The organism is Streptomyces sp. SirexAA-E (assembly GCF_000177195.2).
Taxonomy (GTDB): domain Bacteria; phylum Actinomycetota; class Actinomycetes; order Streptomycetales; family Streptomycetaceae; genus Streptomyces; species Streptomyces flavovirens.
The window spans coordinates 5,869,683-5,889,847 of sequence record NC_015953.1 but is presented as its reverse complement, the minus strand read 5'-3'; the positions used below and the strand labels follow the sequence as shown (position 1 = coordinate 5,889,847).

General features: G+C 70.4%; 5 protein-coding genes. 1 reads left to right on the top strand and 4 read right to left on the bottom strand.

The features are described 5' to 3' along the window. Nucleotides 1-622 precede the first annotated feature (622 nt). Together SACTE_RS25925 and SACTE_RS25920 are read right to left on the bottom strand one after the other, a co-directional pair. The gene (locus SACTE_RS25925) at nt 623-2,542 is read right to left on the bottom strand and encodes an ABC transporter ATP-binding protein (RefSeq protein ID WP_014048981.1); all 1,920 of its coding nucleotides are present in this window, start codon (nt 2,540-2,542) and stop codon (nt 623-625) included. Further along, complete coding sequence (locus SACTE_RS25920) at nt 2,539-4,332, bottom strand: ABC transporter ATP-binding protein (protein WP_014048980.1); 1,794 nt, start codon at nt 4,330-4,332, stop codon at nt 2,539-2,541. The genes SACTE_RS25925 and SACTE_RS25920 overlap by 4 nt, the downstream gene beginning before the upstream one ends. 203 nt (nt 4,333-4,535) lie before the next feature. On the opposite strand from SACTE_RS25920, the gene SACTE_RS25915 reads away from it, so the two are divergent. Continuing rightward, on the top strand, nt 4,536-5,375 hold the full coding sequence (locus SACTE_RS25915; RefSeq protein ID WP_014048979.1) for an NAD(P)H-binding protein: 840 nt from the start codon (nt 4,536-4,538) through the stop codon (nt 5,373-5,375). Nucleotides 5,376-5,479: 104 nt separating this feature from the next. On the opposite strand, the gene fabV is transcribed toward SACTE_RS25915, so the two are convergent. Both fabV and SACTE_RS25905 read right to left on the bottom strand, forming a co-directional pair. Beyond that, nucleotides 5,480-6,688, bottom strand: coding sequence for an enoyl-[acyl-carrier-protein] reductase FabV (fabV, locus tag SACTE_RS25910; protein ID WP_019993973.1), 1,209 nt, complete (start codon nt 6,686-6,688; stop codon nt 5,480-5,482). Nucleotides 6,689-6,719: 31 nt separating this feature from the next. Beyond that, on the bottom strand, nt 6,720-20,054 hold the full coding sequence (locus tag SACTE_RS25905) for a type I polyketide synthase (RefSeq protein ID WP_014048977.1): 13,335 nt from the start codon (nt 20,052-20,054) through the stop codon (nt 6,720-6,722). Between the last annotated feature and the right edge of the window lie 111 nt (nt 20,055-20,165).

The following is a 20,165-nucleotide window of genomic DNA, read 5'->3' as shown; positions in this document are numbered from 1 at the left end:
GGCCTCATCGCGCAGGGCCCTGGGAGCGGTTCTGAGAGGACTTCGGCATCCACTTCGGGCAAAGGTCGAGAATGCCCTCTGAGTCCCAGGGGGAGGACGTCTGCGCCGCCATCACCGCCCCCACCGACTTCCCAACCCGAGGCACATAGAGGGCTCTGGGACCTGAACCTGCCCTGCAGGAGCAATGCGACTGGCCCCAGGCCCCTGAGGCAAGCGTCATCCGAGCGTCAAGAAGCCCCGAACGCGCCCCTGAAGGCGCCGCCGATGCGGGCGTCTTCCTCACGAATGCGCAGGTCAGGCAGCCTGCGAGGATCGATCCGTCCACTCGACCCCCCGTACGGAGGGAAACAGGTCGAGCAACCCACCCAAACCGTAAAAACGCAGGATAGGCTCCCTTTTCGGCAGGCTTCAGAATCGCCACACAATCAACGCGCGACGTCATCGTAAAGGCGTGCATCGGCGCAGCACCTGATACGCCAGAACGTACGCGATCAGTGGCGCACGCAACGAGACTCGTCCGGCGGACGACAGCCGATGCTCTGCCCTGCCGAGGCAGGGCAGAGCATCGGGGCCCGGACGCTCGCGGCCCGCTCCGCGGCCGGGAGCGGGGTTCGCGAGGTTCTCAGTGGGCTTCGGCGGCCTGGCTGGTCCAGGTGGCGTACATCTGGGTGTACTTGCCGTCGGCGGCGAGGAGTTGGTCGTGCGTGCCGACTTCGACGATCCGGCCCTCGTCGACCACGACGATGCGGTCGGCCTTCATGGCGGTGGAAAGCCGGTGCGCGATGAGGATCGCGGTGCGGCCCTCCAGCAGCACGTCCAGGGCCTCCTCGATCTTGGTCTCGGACTGGAGATCCAGGTTGGACGTGGCTTCGTCCAGGACCAGTACACGGGGCTGGGCCAGGAAGGCCCGTGCCAGGGCGACGAGTTGACGTTCGCCGGAGGAGAGGGACTGGCCCCGCTCCTGGACGACGGTGTCGAGGCCGGACGGCAGCCGCTCGACCACGTCGACCAGGCCGACCACCCGCAGCGCCTCCCGGACCCGGTCGTCGGAGGTGTCCGGGGCAGCGAAACAGATGTTGTCCCGGAGCGACCCGGCGAACAGGAAGGGTTCCTGCGGCACGACGCCGATCTGCCGCCGGAGGGACTCTATCCGCACGTCCCGCAGGTCGCGCCCGTCGATGAGAATCCTGCCGGAGGCCGGGTCGTAGAACCGGGTGACCAGTTTGGCGAGGGTGGACTTGCCGGCACCGGTCGGGCCGACGAACGCCACGGTCTCGCCGGCCCGGATGTGCAGCGACACGTCGGTGATCACCGGCCGGCCGGGAACATAGCCGAACGTGACGTCCTCGAAGACGATCTCGCCCTCGACCTGCGGCAGGTCGACGGCCCCGGGGGCCTCCTCGACCTCCGCCCGGGTACCCAGGAGCTGCCTCAGCTTCACGATCGACGACTGCCCCTGCTGGTACGTGTTGTACAGCTGCACCAGTTGCTGGATGGGCTGGAAGAAGGCGCCCAGGGAGAGCAGGAACGCCACCAGCTCGCCGATGGTCAGCTCCCCGTCGGCCACCATGCCGGCACCGATGGCCAGCAGCACGAGCTGTCCCGCGACACCGATGACCTGGGTGCTCGGGGTGTAGATCGAGTTGATCCGTCCGGTGCGGACGTTGGCGTCGTAGTACGTGCCGGTGACCTGCCGGTGGTGCTCGGTGTTGTGCCGCTGCCGGTTGTGCGCCGCGACGATGCGAACACCCTGCAGGCTCTCGGAGAGATCGGCGATCACGGCGGCGATGGTGTCCCGCACCCGCACGTAGCCCTTGCCGGACGCCCGGTGGAACCAGACGGACAGCGCGGTCAGGACGGGCACGACCAGTACCACGGTGATGAGCGCCAGCCTCACGTCGAAGGTGAAAAGCACCACCGTGACGACGACCATGGTCAGGCCCTGGACGGCGAACTGTGCCAGACCGTCCTGCAGCAACGCCTGGAGGTTCTCGATGTCGCTGGTCATCCGGGTCATGATCACGCCGGCCTTCTCGCCGGTGTAGAAGTTCAGCGACAGCCGCTGCAACTGGGTGAAGACCCGTACCCGCAGGTCGTTCATCACCCACCCGGCGATCCGCCCCGTCACCTTGACCCGCGCGGCCTGCGCGACGCCCGTGATCACCACACTGGCCAGGTACGCGACCGCGACCAGCACCAGCGTGACGGAGTCCCGCGCCGTGATGCCGTCGTCGATGCCGATCTGGGTCAGCTTCGGACCGGCCTGCAGCGTCAGTGCTTCCAGGGCCACGAACACACCGGCCAGCAGCACCATCGCCCCGTACGGGCGGATCAGCCGCCGCAGACTCAGCTTGGCGCCGTCGGGATCGGGCCGGCCGTGCTCGAAGGTGACCTCGGGCTCGGGATGCTCCGGCTCGGTCGCGAGCAGCTTGTCGACGCTCGCCCGCATCTCCGGCGGCACACCCGCGAACGGCAGACCTGGCGCGGTGGCCCTGCCGCCGCCGTTGAACGCCGCACCACCACCTCCTGTCGGAGACGTCATCCGCCCACCCTCCCCAGTTCCTCGTTGCTCTCGTCCGCCTGCGCGAGTACTTCCGCGTACAGCGGCGTACTCACGAGCAGATCCTGGTGCGTGCCGTCCGCGACGATCCGCCCGCCGTCCAGCAGCACGACGCGGTCGGCCAGGCTGATCGTGGACAGCCGGTGCGCGATGATCAAAGTCGTCCGGCCGGCGAGCAGGGTGCGCAGGCCGGCGTGGATCTCCTGCTCCACCTGGACGTCGATGGCGCTGGTCGCGTCGTCGAGTACCAGCACCGGCGGATTCACCAGCAGTGTCCGGGCGATCGCGATGCGCTGCCGCTGCCCGCCGGACAGCGTGTAGCCGCGCTCGCCGATGACGGTGTCGTAACCCTCGGAGAGTTCTGTGATGAACCCGTGGGCCCCGGCAAGCCGGGCCGCCCGTTCGATGTCGGTGATGTCCGCGTCCGGCCGCCCGTAGGCGATGTTGTCGCGGACCGACGCCGAGAACAGGAACGGCTCGTCCAGTACGACTCCGACGGTGTCGCGCAGGCTGCGCAGGGTCAGCTCACGCACATCGTGCCCGTCCACGGTGACGGAGCCGGTGCGCACGTCGTAGAAGCGCGGCAGCAGTCTGGCAGCGGTGGACTTCCCGGTGCCGGTCCGGCCGACCAGCGCGACCGTCTCGCCGGCGCGGAGCCGCAGCGAGAATCCCTTCAGCACGTCAGGGCCGTCGCCGTAGCCGAAGCTGACGTCGTCGAACCGGACGTCACCGTGTGCCCCGGTGATCTCCAGCGCCCCGGGGGCATCCGCGATCTCCGGCTTCTCGTCCAGCACCTCGTACAGCCTCTTGGCCGCGGCCGACGAACGCTGACCCAGCATGATCAGGTTGCCGATCACCTGGAACGGCACCTGGAGCATCAGGAGATAGGCGTTGAAGGCCAGGATCGCACCGATGCCCAACTCGCCGTGGATGACGAGGTATCCGCCGTAGAGCAGCACGATCGCCATGCCGACGCGGGGCAGGTTCTGCACCAGAGGTGTCCACCGTGCGCGCAGATCGGCGTCCTTCACGCTCGCCCAGCGGACGCTCGTCGCGGCCTTCTGCAGCAAGGCGAGCTGACTCCGTTCGGCCGCGAACGACTTGACCACGCGCACGCCGTTGACGTTCTCGTCCACCACGGTCGCGACGTCGGCCAGCCGGGCCTGGATCAGCCAGGAAACCGGGAAGAGGGAACGCTGCATGCGCCGAGTGGCCACGAACAGCAGCGGCATCGGAAGCATGGCCAGGATGGCCAGCGGCACGTCGATCGCCAGCATGTACCCGAACGACACCAGCGAGATGCCGGACTGCACCAGCAGGTACGGCGCGAACGCCAGATACATCTGCACCGCGCGGATGTCGGAGTTGGCGCGGGAGATGAGCTGCCCGCTCTGCATCCGGTCGTAGAACGGGAACGACAGGCTGGTCAGGTGCTCGTACACGATGTTGCGCAGGTCGTACTCGATCCTGGCCGCGGCGCGGAAGAGCAGTTGCTTGGACAGGTAGCCGACGACCAGCATGACCACCGTCATCGCGACCAGCCACCACATGTAGTGCGACAGGGGCACCTTGTCCGACACGATCGAGTTGTTCACCGCGTCCTGGATCAGTGTCGGCACCTGTACGGCCACCAGCAGGCTGGCCCCCGACATCACCAGCGCCGTGCCGAACATCCACCGGTGCGCCCGGACCAGCGGCCACGCCCGCAGTAACCAGGAACGGCTCGGATCGGGGTCGATCGCCGCGCTGGGCGGCGGATACGTCTTGCTCACCTGAATTCCCCTCTGTGCACGCCCTCGCGGGCGACCCACCCGGCTTACTCCCGGCAGCGTCAACTGCCCACGGAGCAAGGCGTGTTCGACGGTCTTCGTGGGCCCTACGGATCCAGGATAGCAAAAGAAGGTACGGCGTACGCAGTTTTGGTATGGTCGGTGCATGCTCCACCCGCACCATCAATCAAGCGGAGGTCGGATCATTGGTTACCGTTGTCTTCGGCGCACGCGGGAACGTCGGCCGTAATGTCGCTGCCGGCCTGCTGGCCGCCGGCGAGAAGGTCAGGGGGACCAGCAGAACCCCGGCGGCGGGCGGCTTCCCGTCCACGCTGGATGTCGTCCCGGCCGACCTGGAGCGTCCCGAAACCCTGCCCCCGGTGCTGGCCGGTGCCGACAAGGTGTTCCTGTACGCCAAACCGGAAGAGATCGATGCCTTCGTGGCGGCGGCGCGGACCGCCGGCGTCCGGCAGGTGGTCCTGCTGTCGTCGGTGTCGGTCGTGATGGGCACCGCCGAACAGAACCCGATCGCCCGGATGCACCGGACGGTCGAGCTGGCCATAGAGCGGTCGGGGCTGGACTGGACATTCGTCAGGCCGGGCATGTTCGCCACCAACGCCCTTTGGTGGTGGGGGGAATCGATCCGGTCGGAGGGCGTCGTGCGCCTTCCGTACCCGGATGCGCAGAACGCACCGGTCCATGAGAAGGACATGGCCGCGCTCGCAGTGACCGCTCTGACCGAGCCGGGCCACTCCCAGCAGGCGTACACCGTCCACGGGGCCGAGTCGCTGACGCTACGGCGCCAGGTGGAGCACATCGGCGAGGCCCTCGGGCGCCCGGTCCGGGTGGAGACGGTCTCCGTCGAGCAGGCGCGGGAGGAATTCGCCAAGAAGGCGCCCGCGAGCGTGGCCGAGGCGCTTCTGGGCATGTGGGCCGCCGCCGACGGCGTTCCGGCGCCGGTCTCGGTCATCGTCGAAAGGATCACCGGCAGGCCCGCGCACACGTTCGCTCAGTGGGTGGCCGACCACGCCGACGACTTCCGCTGAGCGTCCTCCTCGGCTGACCGCCGTACGGTGGTCAGCCGAGGAGAGGTGAGCTGCCCATGGGCGGACCTGCTCGGTGGGCCGTTTCGGGACACCCGGCGGCGGGTTCACGGAGTCGACGGGTCCGGCCAGGGCAGGTCGGTCTCGACCGGGGCGGCGTAGTCGACGCCGGGGACGTCGAAGCCGAACAGGGCACGGTACTGCGCTCGGAACCACGCGGTGTCGGCCAGCGCGGTGACGGTCTCGGGGGTGATCGACCGCCAGCGTTCGGCCACCGCGGCCTGGACCGGCTCGGCCAGCTCCCAGCGGTCGAGGCGGATGCGGCCGGAGCCGTCCACGTCGGGCCGGTGCGCGGTGAGCTGGCGCCACAGCTCCAGCGACTGCTCGACGGGGGACGGGAAGCGGTCGCCGAGGACACCACGGAGCAGACCGACGTAGAGCGGGATGCCCGGGATGGCGGTCAACGCCTGGCTGACCAAGGCTCCGTTCACCGAGGTGAACGCGCGGCCGTCCACGGCGGCCAGCCGTCCGGTCAGGACGCCCGCAGTGGACTCCAAGTCGGCCTTGGCGGCGCCGATCGTGCCCCCGCGGTAGATCGCCGAGGTCAGCGGCGAACCGATGTAGCTGAGGGCGACCGTGCGGAAACCGCTGCGCAGCAGGCCGCGTTCTGCCAGCCCGGTGACCCAGCGGGACCAGTCCTCGCCGCCCATGACCTTTACCGTCGCCTCGGTCTCGGCTTCGGTCGCCGAGGCGACGGTGACCTCCCGCACATACGCGGTTCCGTCGTCGGCGAACTCCAGGTTCCGGGTGACGTGCGGCGCGCCGAGCGGCTTGAGCACCGACCGGTATGCGGCACCGCTGCGTGGGTCGGTGCGCCGGGGCGCGGCCACGCTGTAGATCAGGTAGTCCACGCCGCCGAACCGCTCGGCCAGCAGATCCAGCGTCTCGGCCTTGGTGGTGTCGGCGAAGGCGTCGGCGTTGAGGAACGAGAAATCCGCCCCGAGACCGCGGGCGATCGCGTGGGTGGCGATGGTGCGGTACCAACCGGCACTCGCGCTGCGGTGCCCGGCCGGCCGCTCCAGGCCTATGCCCACGCCGTCGATGCCGTACCGCACCAGTCCGGCGATCGTGCTCGCCAGGCCATAGCCCGCGCTCGACCCGATGACCAGCGCCGTCGGCCGCCGCGCCGGTGGCTTCTCCGGCGCCGGCACCTCGGCCCGCATCAGTTCCACGCTGCGGAAGCATCCGGCCGGATGCGCGTCGAGCAGCAGATAGCCACGTCCCGTCGGATTCACGACGCGTTCGGACCGTGTCATCGGTGAATGCATCATCGTCTCCTCTGTCGCATCAGTTCTCGAGCAGTGCCTGCTTGAGGTGCTGGACCAGCTCGTCCGGTGTCGACCGGTGGAACATCGACGTGGTCTCCAGACGGACACCGGTTGCCGAGTTCAGGCGGTTGCGCAGGGTCAGGATGGACAGCGAGTCGAAGCCGATGTCGAGGAGTACCTGGTTCGGCCGCACCACATCGGCCGACCGGAGCCCGAGCACCGCCGATATCTGCGTGGAGATCAAGTCGGACAGTGTCCGATCGCGGTCGGCTTCCGCCATCGACGCGAGCTGTTGCCGTAGCGATGTCGTCGAGAACACGCCCTTGCCCGCAGTGCGTTTGCCGGTGGCCCTGACCAGCGACCGGAACGCCGGCGGCAGCGTCTTCCCGGTTTCGGCCTGCCTGGCCAGCTCGGCAAGGTCCAGCCGGGCCGGGATCCACACGGGTTCGCTCCCGCGGAAGGCGGTGTCGAACAGCGCGACTGCCTCACGCGCCCCCAGCACACCCACTCCCGCGATCCCGCCGCGGGCCGGTGCGCCATCCGGCGCCCAGGGCCCCCAGGCCAGCGACACGGCGGGGGCGCCGCTCGCCCGACGCCGCCGGGCCAGTGCGTCCAGTGCGGCTGCCGACGCGGCCGGGGCCGCGGTTCCGGCGCCACCGACGGTTCCGGCGTACGACGAGCACAGTACGAGGGTGGCGGCGGCCCCGATCTCCTGGTCGAGGATTTCCGCCGCACCGACCGTCGCGCGCACCAGCTCGGCGAGCGTGTCCGGAGTCGGGGACGGTTCCTCGTCCTGCGGCGCCGCCTGCGGTATGTGCACGACCATGGTCAGCGGATGTTCCGCGGGCAGGCGGCCGATCAGCTCCCGCAGCGCCGTGCGGTCGGCCGGGTCACATGCCGCGGTGGTGACGGTGGCGCCCAGCGCGCTGAGTTCCTCGGTCGGCTCGGGGGCTATCGTGCCGGTGAGTACGAGATGCCGCACTCCGTGCATGGCGACCAGGTGCCGTGCCAGCCGTTCGCCCATGCGCGTGGTCCCGCCGGTGATCAGCACGGTGCCCCCGTGGCCGACGAACGGCTCTGCCGTGCCCGCCGGTCCGGCCGGTACGAGCCGTGGCACCCTGGCCCGGCCCTCGCGCAGGGCCACCTGCGGCTCGCCGGACACGACGGCTCTTGGCAGCGCGCGCCAGGAGGCATCGTCGGAGTCCACGTCGGCGAGCACGAACCGTCCGGGGTTCTCCTCCTGCGCGGACCGAATCAGCCCCCACACCGAGGCGCCGGCGAGGTCGACGCCGGCCTGGTCGAAAGCCGGGGCCGCGGAGGTGGTCAGGAACACCACGGTCACCGTGGCCAGCGCTTCGATCGCCGAGAGAGCGTTCAGCCGGCGCAGTGTCTCCCGTACGGTGGCGGCGACCTCCGCGCCCGCCGGCACGGTGAGCACCAGGTAGTCCGGCGCGTCCCCGTCGGCCTCGGCCACGGCGTCCAGTGCCGGGTAGGCCCGTGCCTCCACGCCCGCGGCCGTCAGTCCCGCCTCGGCGCGGAGCGGATCCGCGCCCACGACCGCCCAGCGTGCCGTGGAGGGTGACGACGTCGCGAGATGGTCGACCCACTCCTCCCGGTACAGCGCACCGAGTTGCACGACCCTGGCCGTCTGCAGCTCCCACGGGTCGACGGGCGTGGTGGTGACGGTGAATTCGGCGACCGGATCGCCCAGGGTGTCGGCCAGCATCATCGACACCGCGCCGGCGCGGTCCGGGCCGATCCGCACCCGCAGGGAGGAGGCGCCGACCGCGTGCAGGGCGACTTGGCGCCACGACGTCGCCAGCCGGGGCCCCTCGGTGGACGCGGCGTGGAGGGCGGCGTCGAGGAGGGCGGGGTGGATGGTGAAGCTGTCGGGGTCGGTGGGAAGGGAGACCTCGGCGTAGACGTGGTCGTTGTGGCGCCACATCCGGTGCAGCCCCTGGAAGGTCGGCCCGTAGTCGTATCCGCGTGCGGCGAGGGTGTCGTAGGAGACGTCCACGGGCTGGGCGCCGGTGGGCGGCCAGGCGGTGAGGTCCCAGTCCGGGGACGCCGTCCCGGGGTCCATGACACCGGTGGCGTGACAGGTCCAGGACGTGGCCGTGCCGGTGTCCGGCCGCGCGTCGATCCGCACCGCTCGTCCACCCTCACCGGTGACCTGTTCGCTCACCTCCACCCGCAGCCGTACGGCACCGTGCTCGGGCAGGACCAGCGGGGTCTGCACGGTCAGCTCGCGCACGGAGCCGCAGCCCACCAGGTCGGCGGCGTACACGGCAAGCTCCACGAACGCCGCTCCGGGGAACACGACGGTACCGGCCACCTCGTGATCAGCCAGCCAGGGGTGGGTGGCCAGGGACACCCGCCCGGTGAGGACCGTACCGGCCGGCCCCTCGACGACGGCGCCCAGCAGTGGATGGCCGGCCGCCGTCAACCCGACCGCACCGACATCACGACGGCCGCCGTCCGGCATCAGCCAGTACCGCGTCCGCTGGAAGGGGTAGGTGGGCAGGGTGACATGACGGCCACGCCCCTGGTCCGGCGGACTCCAGCGGGCGGTGGCGCCGGCGGTGAAGGCCTCCCCCACCGACCGCAGGAAGCTCTCCGGGCCACCGTGGTGACGGCGCAGCGTCCTGAAGCTGCGGGCGGACACGTCCGTGCTGTCGATGGTCTCCTGCACACCGGCGACCAGAACCGGGTGCGGACTGCACTCGACGAAGGTGTCGTAGCCGTCCGTCAGAAGCAGCCGGACGACGGTCTCGAACTCGACCGTTTCCCGGAGGTTACGGAACCAGTACTCCGCGTCGAGTTCGGTGGTGTCGGTCTGTTGTGCGGTGACGGTGGAGTAGAAGCGGACGTCACCGGCTTGGGGTTCGATCGGCGCCAGCAGGTCCACGACGCGGTCGCGCAGTCGATCGACGTGCCGGGAGTGTGAGGCGTAGTCGACCGGGATGCGCCAGGTACGCACACCCTCGGCCTCGAGTACGGCTTGCAGCTCGTCGAGATGCCGCGTACTGCCCGACACCACGGTGGAACCAGGGCCGTTGACCGCCGCGACCCCGATATCACCGTCCCACCGCTCCAGACGAGGACGCACCAGATCGGCCGGCAGCGCAACGGAGACCATCCCTCCTTCCCCGGCCAAGGCCCCGATCGCCTGACTGCGCAACGCCACCACCCGCGCCGCGTCCTCCAAGGACAACGCACCCGCCACACACGCCGCGGCAATCTCCCCCTGCGAATGCCCCACCACCGCATCCGGCTCCAGCCCGTACGAGCGCCACAAGGCAGCCAACGACACCATCACCGCGAACAACGCCGGCTGCACCACATCCACCCGCGACAACAACCCCGCACCCTCATCGGTCAGCAACACCTCCAACAGATCCCACTCCACGAACACGGACAGAGCACGCGCACACGCATCCAGACGCTCCCGGAACACCGGAGCACTCACATACAGATCACGAGCCATCGCATCCCACTGCGAACCCTGCCCCGGAAACACCAACACCGTCTTACCGGCCCCAACCGCCCCCACCACCACATTCTCCGCGGGAACACCCTCCGCCAACGACCTCAACCCCGCCAGCAACTCCCCACGACCACCACCGACCACCACACCACGATGCTCGAACACCGCACGCCCCGCCAACGTCGCCGCCACATCCCCCACCGGCGCCACCGACTCACCGACAACAGCCGCAACCCGCCCCGCATACGCCCGCAACGCCTCCTCACTCCGAGCCGACACCACCCACCCCACCGGCCCCGCCGACTCCACCGGTTCCTCCTGCTCCACCGCCGGCGGCTGTTCCAGGATCACGTGGGTGTTGGTCCCGCTGATGCCGAACGACGACACACCGGCACGACGAGGCCGCCCCGTCACAGGCCACTCACGCGACTCCACGAGCAACCGCACACCCCCGACCTCCCAATCCACATGCGGCGTCGGCTCATCCACATGCAACGTGGCGGGCAGCACCCCACGACGCAGCGCCTCCACCATCTTGATCACACCACCGACCCCCGCCGCCGCCATGGTGTGACCCACATTCGACTTCAACGAACCCAGCCACAACGGCCGATCCGAGGAGCGCCCCCGCCCATACGTGGCCAGCAAAGCCTGCGCCTCGATCGGATCACCCAGCTCCGTTCCCGTGCCATGGGCCTCCACCACATCGACATCCGCCCCGGTAAGCCCCGCGACCGCCAACGCCGCACGAATCACCCGCTGCTGCGACGGACCGTTCGGCGCCGTCAGCCCATTCGACGCACCGTCCTGATTCACCGCCGAACCCCGCACCACCGCCAACACCCGATGCCCACGAGCACGCGCGTCCGACAAACGCTCCAGCACCACCACACCCGCACCCTCACCCCACCCCGTACCATCCGCCGACGCCGCGAACGCCTTGCACCGCCCGTCCACCGACAACCCACGCTGCCGGGAGAACTCCACCAGCACCCCGGGCGAGGACATCACCGTCACACCGCCGGCCAGGGCCAGAGCGCACTCACCGTTCCGCACCGCCTGAGCAGCCTGATGCAACGCCACCAACGACGACGAACACGCCGTGTCCACCGTCACCGCCGGCCCCTCCAGACCAAGGAAATACGCCAACCGCCCCGACGTGACACTGCCACTGCTACCGGTCAGCAGCAGCCCGTCAGCCTCCGCCGAGCCCTCGTGCATCGGTGGCCCGTACTCCTGGAGCATGGCCCCGATGAACACGCCCGTGTCGCTGCCGCGCAGCGAACCGGGCTCGATGCCCGCGTCCTCCAACGTCTGCCACGCGGTCTCCAGCAGCACCCGCTGCTGCGGATGCATGGCGAGCGCCTCACGCGGCGAGATCCCGAAGAACCCGGCGTCGAACTCGCCCGCGTCGTCGAGGAAGTAGCCCTTGTCGACGTAGCTCTTGCCCGTCCGTCCCGCGTCCGTGTCGAAGAGGTCGTCCAGGTCCCAGCCGCGGTCGCGCGGCAGCCCGGAAACAGCGTCCCGACCGGACCGCACCAGCTCCCACAGTTCGTCCGGCGACGACACACCACCGGGGAACCGGCACCCCATCCCGACGATGACGATCGGGTCGTCGTCCGCTGCCGAAGAGGGTGCCGTAGCGGTCGGAGTGACGACCTGGGTGCTTTCGCCCAGCAGTTCCCCGCGCAGGAGCGCGGCCAGTGCGGACGGGGTCGGATGGTCGAACACCACGGTGGCCGACAGCCGCAGTCCGGTGACGTCGTTGAGCCGCTTGCGCAGCTCCACCGCGGACAGCGAGTCGAGGCCGAGCTCCCTGAACGCGACGGCAGGCTGTACGGAGCCGCCGTCGGCATGGCCGAGCACGGTGGCGGTGAGGGAGCGCACCAGGTCGAGCAACTCGCGGTCGACGTCCTCCGCCGGGCGGCCGGCCAGCCTGTCGGTCAGCGTCGAGCCGGTCGCCGTGACCGCGGTCGCCGCGCGCCGCGCCCGGACCAGCCCGCGCAGTACCTCCGGCACGCTCGCGTGCCCGGCCTGCGCGCGTACCCGGTCCAGGTCGAGCGCGGCCAGTGTCGCGGTGACCTCGCCGTCGGCGAGCGCCGCGTCGAACAGCGTGACGCCTTCGTCCGACGACAGTGGTTTCAGCCCGGAGCGTGCCATGCGCGCGATGTCCGCGTCGCCCAGGTCACGGGTCAGTTCGCTGCGCTCGCTCCAGAAGCCCCATGCGAACGAGGCCGCCGGCAGCCCGGCGGTACGGCGGTGCTGGGCCAGCGCGTCGAGGAATACGTTCGCGGCGGCGTAGTTCCCCTGGCCCGCGTTGCCGATCGTGCCCATGACCGAGGAGAACAGCACGAAGGCGGACAGCCCGAGGTCCCGGGTCAGGTCGTGCAGGTTCCACGCCGCGTCCAGCTTCGGTGCCAGCACGGCGTCAAGCCTTTCCGGCGTCATCCCGGAGACCAGTCCGTCGTCCAGGACCCCTGCGGCGTGCACGACGCCGGTGAGCGGATGGTCCGGCGGTATCTTCGCGAGCAGTGCGGCGACCGCGGTCCGGTCGGCCACGTCGCACGCGGCGACCGTCGCCTCGGCGCCCAGCCCGGACAGTTCGTTGACCAGGTCCGCGGCTCCGGGAGTGCCCGGCCCACGCCGAGAGACCAGCAACAGGTTCCGCACACCGTGCTTCGTGACCAGGTGCCGGGCGAACAGCCTGCCGAGTGTTCCGGTACCGCCGGTGATCAGCACGGTGCCTTCGGTGTCCCACCCCGGAAGCGCCCCCGGCCCGCTCCGGCCCTCGGAGTCCGCCCGCCGCTGCCCGCTCTCCGGTTCCCTTGACCGGTCCGTGGAGCTCGTTCTGGCCAGCCTGGGCACCCTGACCTGTCCGTCACGCAGCGCGAACTGGGCGGCGTCACCGGCCAGCGCGGAGGGCAGGGCGGCCAACGAGCGAGCGTCCTCGTCCACGTCGACCAGGACCAGCCGACCCGGATTTTCGCTCTGTGCGGAGCGGAGCAGCCCCCAGAGGGGCGCGACGGAAAGGTCCGGTCCGGGCTCGCCGTGCCCGGTCATCACCGCCCGCCGGGTCACCACGACCAGCCGTGCGTCCGCGAACCGGTCGTCGGACACCCATGCCCGGACCAGTTCGAGGGCACCGTACAGCGCCGCGCGGGCGGCTTCCGGGACGTCCGGCCTGTCGTCGCCCTGGACGCACACGACCACATCGGACGAGTCGCCGGGTATCGCGGACAGCTCGGTGTACTCCTGCCAGTCGACGTCGGCTCCCGTCGCCGGGCGCAGGCCGAACGGGTCGTGGCCGAGCTGCGAGAGCTCGGTGGGCGGTACCGCGTCCGCCGACGGCGCGGGTGGCCATTCCAGGCGCAGCAGGAAGTCTCGGTTCACGGCCGGAGAGCCGAGGCCCGCCGGGTCGGCCGGAAGCATGGCCAGTGACGCGACCCCGGCCACCGGCATGCCGGCACCGTCCGCCGCGCGCAGCCGCAGCGTGTCGTCCCCCACGGTCGTCACGGAGACCCGCAGGGCGGAGGCGCCGGACGCGTGCAGCGTCGCGCCCTCCCAGGCGTACGGCAGTCGTATCCGGCCGTCGTCCGGCAGGACCTGGCCCAGCAGCGCGGCGTGGAGGGCGGCGTCGAGGAGGGCGGGGTGGATGGTGAAGCTGTCGGGGTCGGTGGGGAGGGAGACCTCGGCGTAGACGTGGTCGTTGTGGCGCCACATCCGGTGCAGCCCCTGGAAGGTCGGCCCGTAGTCGTATCCGCGTGCGGCGAGGGTGTCGTAGGAGACGTCCACGGGCTGGGCGCCGGTGGGCGGCCAGGCGGTGAGGTCCCAGTCCGGGGAAGGCGCGTCGACGTCCAGGGCACCCGTGGCGTGACTGGTCCAGAGGGTGCCCGTGCCGGTGTCCGGGCGTGCGTCGATACGAATCGGACGCGCGCCGTCGCCGGTGGTGGATTCGCTCACCTCCACCCGCAGCCGTACGGCACCGTGCTCGGGCAGGACCAGCGGGGTCTGCACGGTCAGCTCGCGCACGGAGCCGCAGCCCACCAGGTCGGCGGCGTGTACCGCCAACTCGACGAAGGCGGCGCCGGGCAGGACGACGGTGCCGGCAACCCCGTGATCGGCGAGCCAGGGGTGGGTGGCCAGGGAGATCCGGCCGGTGAAGACCGTGCTGGCCGCACCCTCGGTGACGGCACCGAGCAGCGGATGGCCGGCTGCCGTCAGTCCGACGGCGGCGACGTCGCGACGGCCGGTGTCCGGGGTGAGCCAGTACCGCGTCCGCTGGAAGGGGTAGGTGGGCAGGGTGACATGACGGCCACGCCCCTGGTCCGGCGGACTCCAGCGGGCGACGGCGCCGGCGGTGAAGGCATCTGCGGCGGAACGCAGGAAGCGGGCCAAGTCACCGCTGTCCCGACGCAACGTCCCGAGACTGCGGGCAGACGCGTGGGTGCCGTCGATGGTCTCCTGCACGCCAGGAACCAGGACGGGATGGGCACTGGACTCGACGAAGGTGTCGTAGCCGTCCGTCAGAAGCAGCCGGACGACGGTCTCGAACTCGACCGTCCCACGGAGATTGCGGAACCAGTACTCCGCGTCGAGTTCGGTGGTATCGATCTGTTGTGCGGTGACGGTGGAGTAAAAGCGGACGTCACCGGCTCGCGGGCGGATCGGCGCCAGCAGCTCCAGCACCTGCTCACGGATCTCGTCGACGTGCCGGGAGTGTGAGGCGTAGTCGACCGGGATGCGCCAGGTACGCACACCCTCGGCCTCGAGTACGGCTTGCAGCTCGTCGAGATGCCGCGTACTGCCCGACACCACGGTGGAACCAGGGCCGTTGACCGCCGCGACCCCGATATCACCGTCCCACCGCTCCAGACGAGGACGCACCAGATCGGCCGGCAGCGCAACGGAGACCATCCCTCCTTCCCCGGCCAAGGCCCCGATCGCCTGACTGCGCAACGCCACCACCCGCGCCGCGTCCTCCAAGGACAACGCACCCGCCACACACGCCGCGGCAATCTCCCCCTGCGAATGCCCCACCACCGCATCCGGCTCCAGCCCGTACGAGCGCCACAAGGCAGCCAACGACACCATCACCGCGAACAACGCCGGCTGCACCACATCCACCCGCGACAACAACCCCGCACCCTCATCGGTCAGCAACACCTCCAACAGATCCCACTCCACGAACACGGACAGAGCACGCGCACACGCATCCAGACGCTCCCGGAACACCGGAGCACTCACATACAGATCACGAGCCATCGCATCCCACTGCGAACCCTGCCCCGGAAACACCAACACCGTCTTACCGGCCCCAACCGCCCCCACCACCACATTCTCCGCGGGAACACCCTCCGCCAACGACCTCAACCCCGCCAGCAACTCCCCACGACCACCACCGACCACCACACCACGATGCTCGAACACCGCACGCCCCGCCAACGTCGCCGCCACATCCCCCACCGGCGCCACCGACTCACCGACAACAGCCGCAACCCGCCCCGCATACGCCCGCAACGCCTCCTCACTCCGAGCCGACACCACCCACCCCACCGGGGCACCGGGCACACCGTCCACGGACAGCTCAGACGACTCGGACGACTCAGACGACTCAGACGACTCGGACGGCTCGGACGGCTCGGCCTGTGGCGGCTGTTCCAGGATCACGTGGGTGTTGGTCCCGCTGATGCCGAACGACGACACACCGGCACGACGAGGCCGCCCCGTCACAGGCCACTCACGCGACTCCACGAGCAACCGCACACCCCCGACCTCCCAATCCACATGCGGCGTCGGCTCATCCACATGCAACGTGGCGGGCAGCACCCCACGACGCAGCGCCTCCACCATCTTGATCACACCACCGACCCCCGCCGCCGCCATGGTGTGACCCACGTTCGACTTCAACGAACCCAGCCACAACGGCCGATCCGAGGAGCGCCCCCGCCCATACGTGGCCAGCAAAGCCTGCGCCTCGATCGGATCACCCAGCTCCGTTCCCGTGCCATGAGCCTCCACCACATCGACATCCGCCCCGCTGAGCCCCGCGACCGCCAACGCCGCACGAATCACCCGCTGCTGCGACGGACCGTTCGGCGCCGTCAGCCCATTCGACGCACCGTCCTGATTCACCGCCGAACCCCGCACCACCGCCAACACCCGATGCCCACGAGCACGCGCGTGCGACAAACGCTCCAGCACCACCACACCCGCACCCTCACCCCACCCCGTACCATCCGCCGACGCCGCGAACGCCTTGCACCGCCCATCGGCGGACAGCCCCCGCTGTCGCGCGAACTCCACCAGCATTCCCGGTGAGGACATCACGGTCACGCCCCCGGCCAGGGCCAGAGCGCACTCACCGTTCCGCACCGCCTGAGCAGCCTGATGCAACGCCACCAACGACGACGAACACGCCGTGTCCACCGTCACCGCCGGCCCCTCCAGACCAAGGAAATACGCCAACCGGCCGGACGTGACACTGCCGCTGCTACCGGTCAGCACGTATCCATCGACCCCGCCGTACGGAGCGTCGAGCCGTGGGCCGTAGTCGCCGGCCATGGCCCCGATGAACACGCCCGTGTCGCTGCCGCGCAGCGAACCGGGCTCGATGCCCGCGTCCTCCAACGTCTGCCACGCGGTCTCCAGCAGCACCCGCTGCTGCGGATCCATCGCAAGCGCCTCACGCGGCGAAACCCCGAAGAACCCGGCGTCGAAGCCGGCGATGTCGTCGAGGAAACCACCGTGCCGGACATAGGTCCGCCCAGAGGCCGATCGGTCCGGGTCGAACAGGTTGTCCAGGTCCCAGCCGCGGTCGCGCGGCAGCCCGGAAACAGCGTCCCGACCGGACCGCACCAGCTCCCACAGATCGTCCGGCGACGACACACCACCGGGGAACCGGCACCCCATCCCGACGATGACGATCGGGTCGTCGGCGTTGCTGTCGTCAGGCGCCTGGAGGCGCACCGCTTCACGCACATCGCCGTGTCCGGTGAGTTCCGCATGCAGGTACGCCGCGAACCGGTCAGGGGTGGGATGGTCGAACACCAGCGATCCGGACAAGGGCAGCCTCAGCTCTCCGGCCAGCCCGGCACACAGTTCGGCCGCGGTGAGTGAGGTCAGCCCGAGGTCCTTGAACGACGTCAGCGGTGTCATGTCGACCGCGTCGTACCCCAGGACGGCCGCGAGGTGCGTGCGCACCAGATCGAGAAGGCCGTCGCGGTCGCGGACGGGTACCGGCTCGGCGGCGGGTGCGGCCTCGCGCGCTTCGCCGATCCAGTACCGGCGGCGCTGGAAGGCGTAGGTGGGCAACGCGGTCCTGCGGCCGCCGTTCAACAGCGGCGTCCAGTCCACTGCCGCCCCCGTGACGTGCAGGGTGCCGAGTGCCCTCAGCAGCGTACGGGCCTCCGGCCGCCCCTCGTGCAGCGTGGACACCGCCGTCGGCGCCTGCGCGGCGAGCGTCTCGCGGGCCATGCCGGCGAGTACGGGGGCGGGGCCGAGTTCGAGGTACCGGGAGACGCCCGCGTCGTGCAGGGTACGGATGCCGTCGGCGAAGCGGACGGTGCCACGGATCTGGCGGGCCCAGTAATCCGGGTCGGCCAACTCGTCCGAGGTGGCGGGACGCCCGGTGAGGTTCGAGACGACCTGGATCCGAGGCGCGTGAAAGGTCAGCCCGCGGACGGCGTCGGCGAACGCGTCCAGGATCCCGTCGAGATGGTGGGAGTGGAATGCGTGGCTGACGTCCAGCTGCCTGGTCTTCGCTCCCCCGGCACGGAAGGATTCCGCGATCTCGAGTACCGCGTCGGTGTCGCCGGAGATCACCACCGACCCGGGCCCGTTGACTGCGGCGATGCTCACCCCGGTCTCGGGCAGCAGTGCTCGCACATCGTCCTCGCCGGCGTTGACGGCCACCATCGCCCCACCGGGCGGCGCCGACTGCATCAATCGTCCGCGTGCCGCGACGAGCGTGCAGGCGTCGGACAGCGACAGCACCCCACCGACGTGCGCGGCGGTGACCTCGCCGATCGAATGGCCGATCAGGTGCGTCGGGCGTACTCCGAACGACTCCACCAGCCGGAACAACGCCGTCTCCAGTGCGAACAGCGCCGCCTGCGTGTACCGGGTCCGGCCGAGCAGATCCGGGTCGGACCACACGATCTCCCGCAGGCCGCGGCCCAGCAACGGGTCCAGCTCCGCGCACACCGCGTCGAAGGACTCGGCGAACACCGGGAACTCCGCATACAACTCCCTTCCCATGCCGGTGCGTTGTGCGCCCTGCCCGGTGAACATGAATGCCGTGCCACCTTCCGAGACCGCACCGGTGACGACATCGGGCGCCGGCTCGTTCGCTGCGAGCGCGGTCAGACCGGCGCCGAACTCGGCCGTGTCGGCGCCGATCACGACGGCGCGGTGCGCGAGCGCGGCGCGGGTGGTCGCCAGCGAGAATCCGGTGCCGAGCAGATCGGGATCGTCCTGTGCGGAGACATGACCGGCCAGCCGCTCGGCCTGGGCGCGGAGTGCCGGCACGGTGCCGCCCGACACCAGCCACGGGATCGTGCCCGTCCCGCCGGTACGGCGCTCCTGAGCCGGCGACGGATCCGGCGCCTGCGCGAGCACCAGATGGCAGTTGGTCCCGCCCATCCCGAACGACGACACTCCGGCCACGCGCGGTCCGTCACCCGGCCAGTCGCACAGTTCGGCAGCGACCTCGATGCCCGGCCCGGTGAGCGGGATGCCGTCCGCCGGAGCGGCGAAGTTCAGACTCGCCGGGACCTGACCGCGCTGGACGGACAGCGCCGCCTTGATGAGGCCGACGATCCCCGCCGCTCCCTCCGCGTGCCCCACGTTCGTCTTCGCCGACCCCACCACCAGCGGCCGGTCCCGGCCGGCGAAGACCGCGGCCAGCGCCGCCGACTCCACGCGGTCCCCCACCGGTGTGCCGGTGCCGTGCAGCTCCACGTAGCCGACCTCGGCGGGGTCGGTTCCCGCGTCGGTCAGGGCAGCCCGCAGCACGTCCTCCTGCCCCGCCCGGCTCGGTGTGGTCAGCTGCTCGCCACCCCCGTCGTTGTTCACCGCACCGCCACGGATCACGCAGACGACGTCGTGGCCGTCCGCCTGGGCGTCCGCCAGGGGCATGAGCACCACCAGGCCGGCGCCCTCGCCGCGCACGTAGCCGTTGGCGCGCGCGTCGAACGTGTAGCAACGGCCGTCCGGCGACAACGCGCCGAACTCGCTCGCGGTCGCCGTCGACTCCGGCGAGAGGATCAGGTTGACCCCACCCGCCAGCGCCCACGCCGACTGACCTCGCCGCACGCTCTCGTACGCCTGGTGCACGGCGACCAGGGCGGAGGACTGGGCCGAGTCCACGACCACACTGGGGCCGGAGAGTCCCAGGAAGAAGGAGATCCGGTTCGCGAGGACACCCCGCTGGAGCGAGGACAGGGTGAAGCTGTCGATCGCTTCCTGGCCCTGGTCGCGCACCAGCCCGGCGTAGTCGTCCCCCATCGCCCCGAGGAAGACCCCGGCCCTGCTGCCGCGGGCCGCCGACGGGTCGACTCCCGCGTGTTCGAGCGCTTCCCAGGCCAGTTCCAGCATCAGTCGCTGCCGTGGGTCCATCGCCGCGGCTTCGCGGGGCGACACCCCGAAGAAGCCCGCGTCGAAGTCCGCGACGCCGTCGATCAGCCCGGCCCTGCCCACCCGCGTGCCGACGTGGAGGGTGCGGTCGGCAGGAACCTCACCGACGGTCTCCCGGCCGGCCGCGAGCAGGTCCCAGTACGCCTCGGGGGAGTTCGCGCCCGGTAGGCGGCACGACAGACCGACCACCGCGACGATGTCCTGACCACTCGTTTTCACGAAGTTCTCTGCCATGACAGCGGAATCTCACTCTGCTCTCGGAGGGCGGGCTCGGCCGGTGCGGCCGCTCGCAAACCTCTCGGCCGCTGCAATGCGACGAAGGTTGTAGAGAGCACGATCCGACTC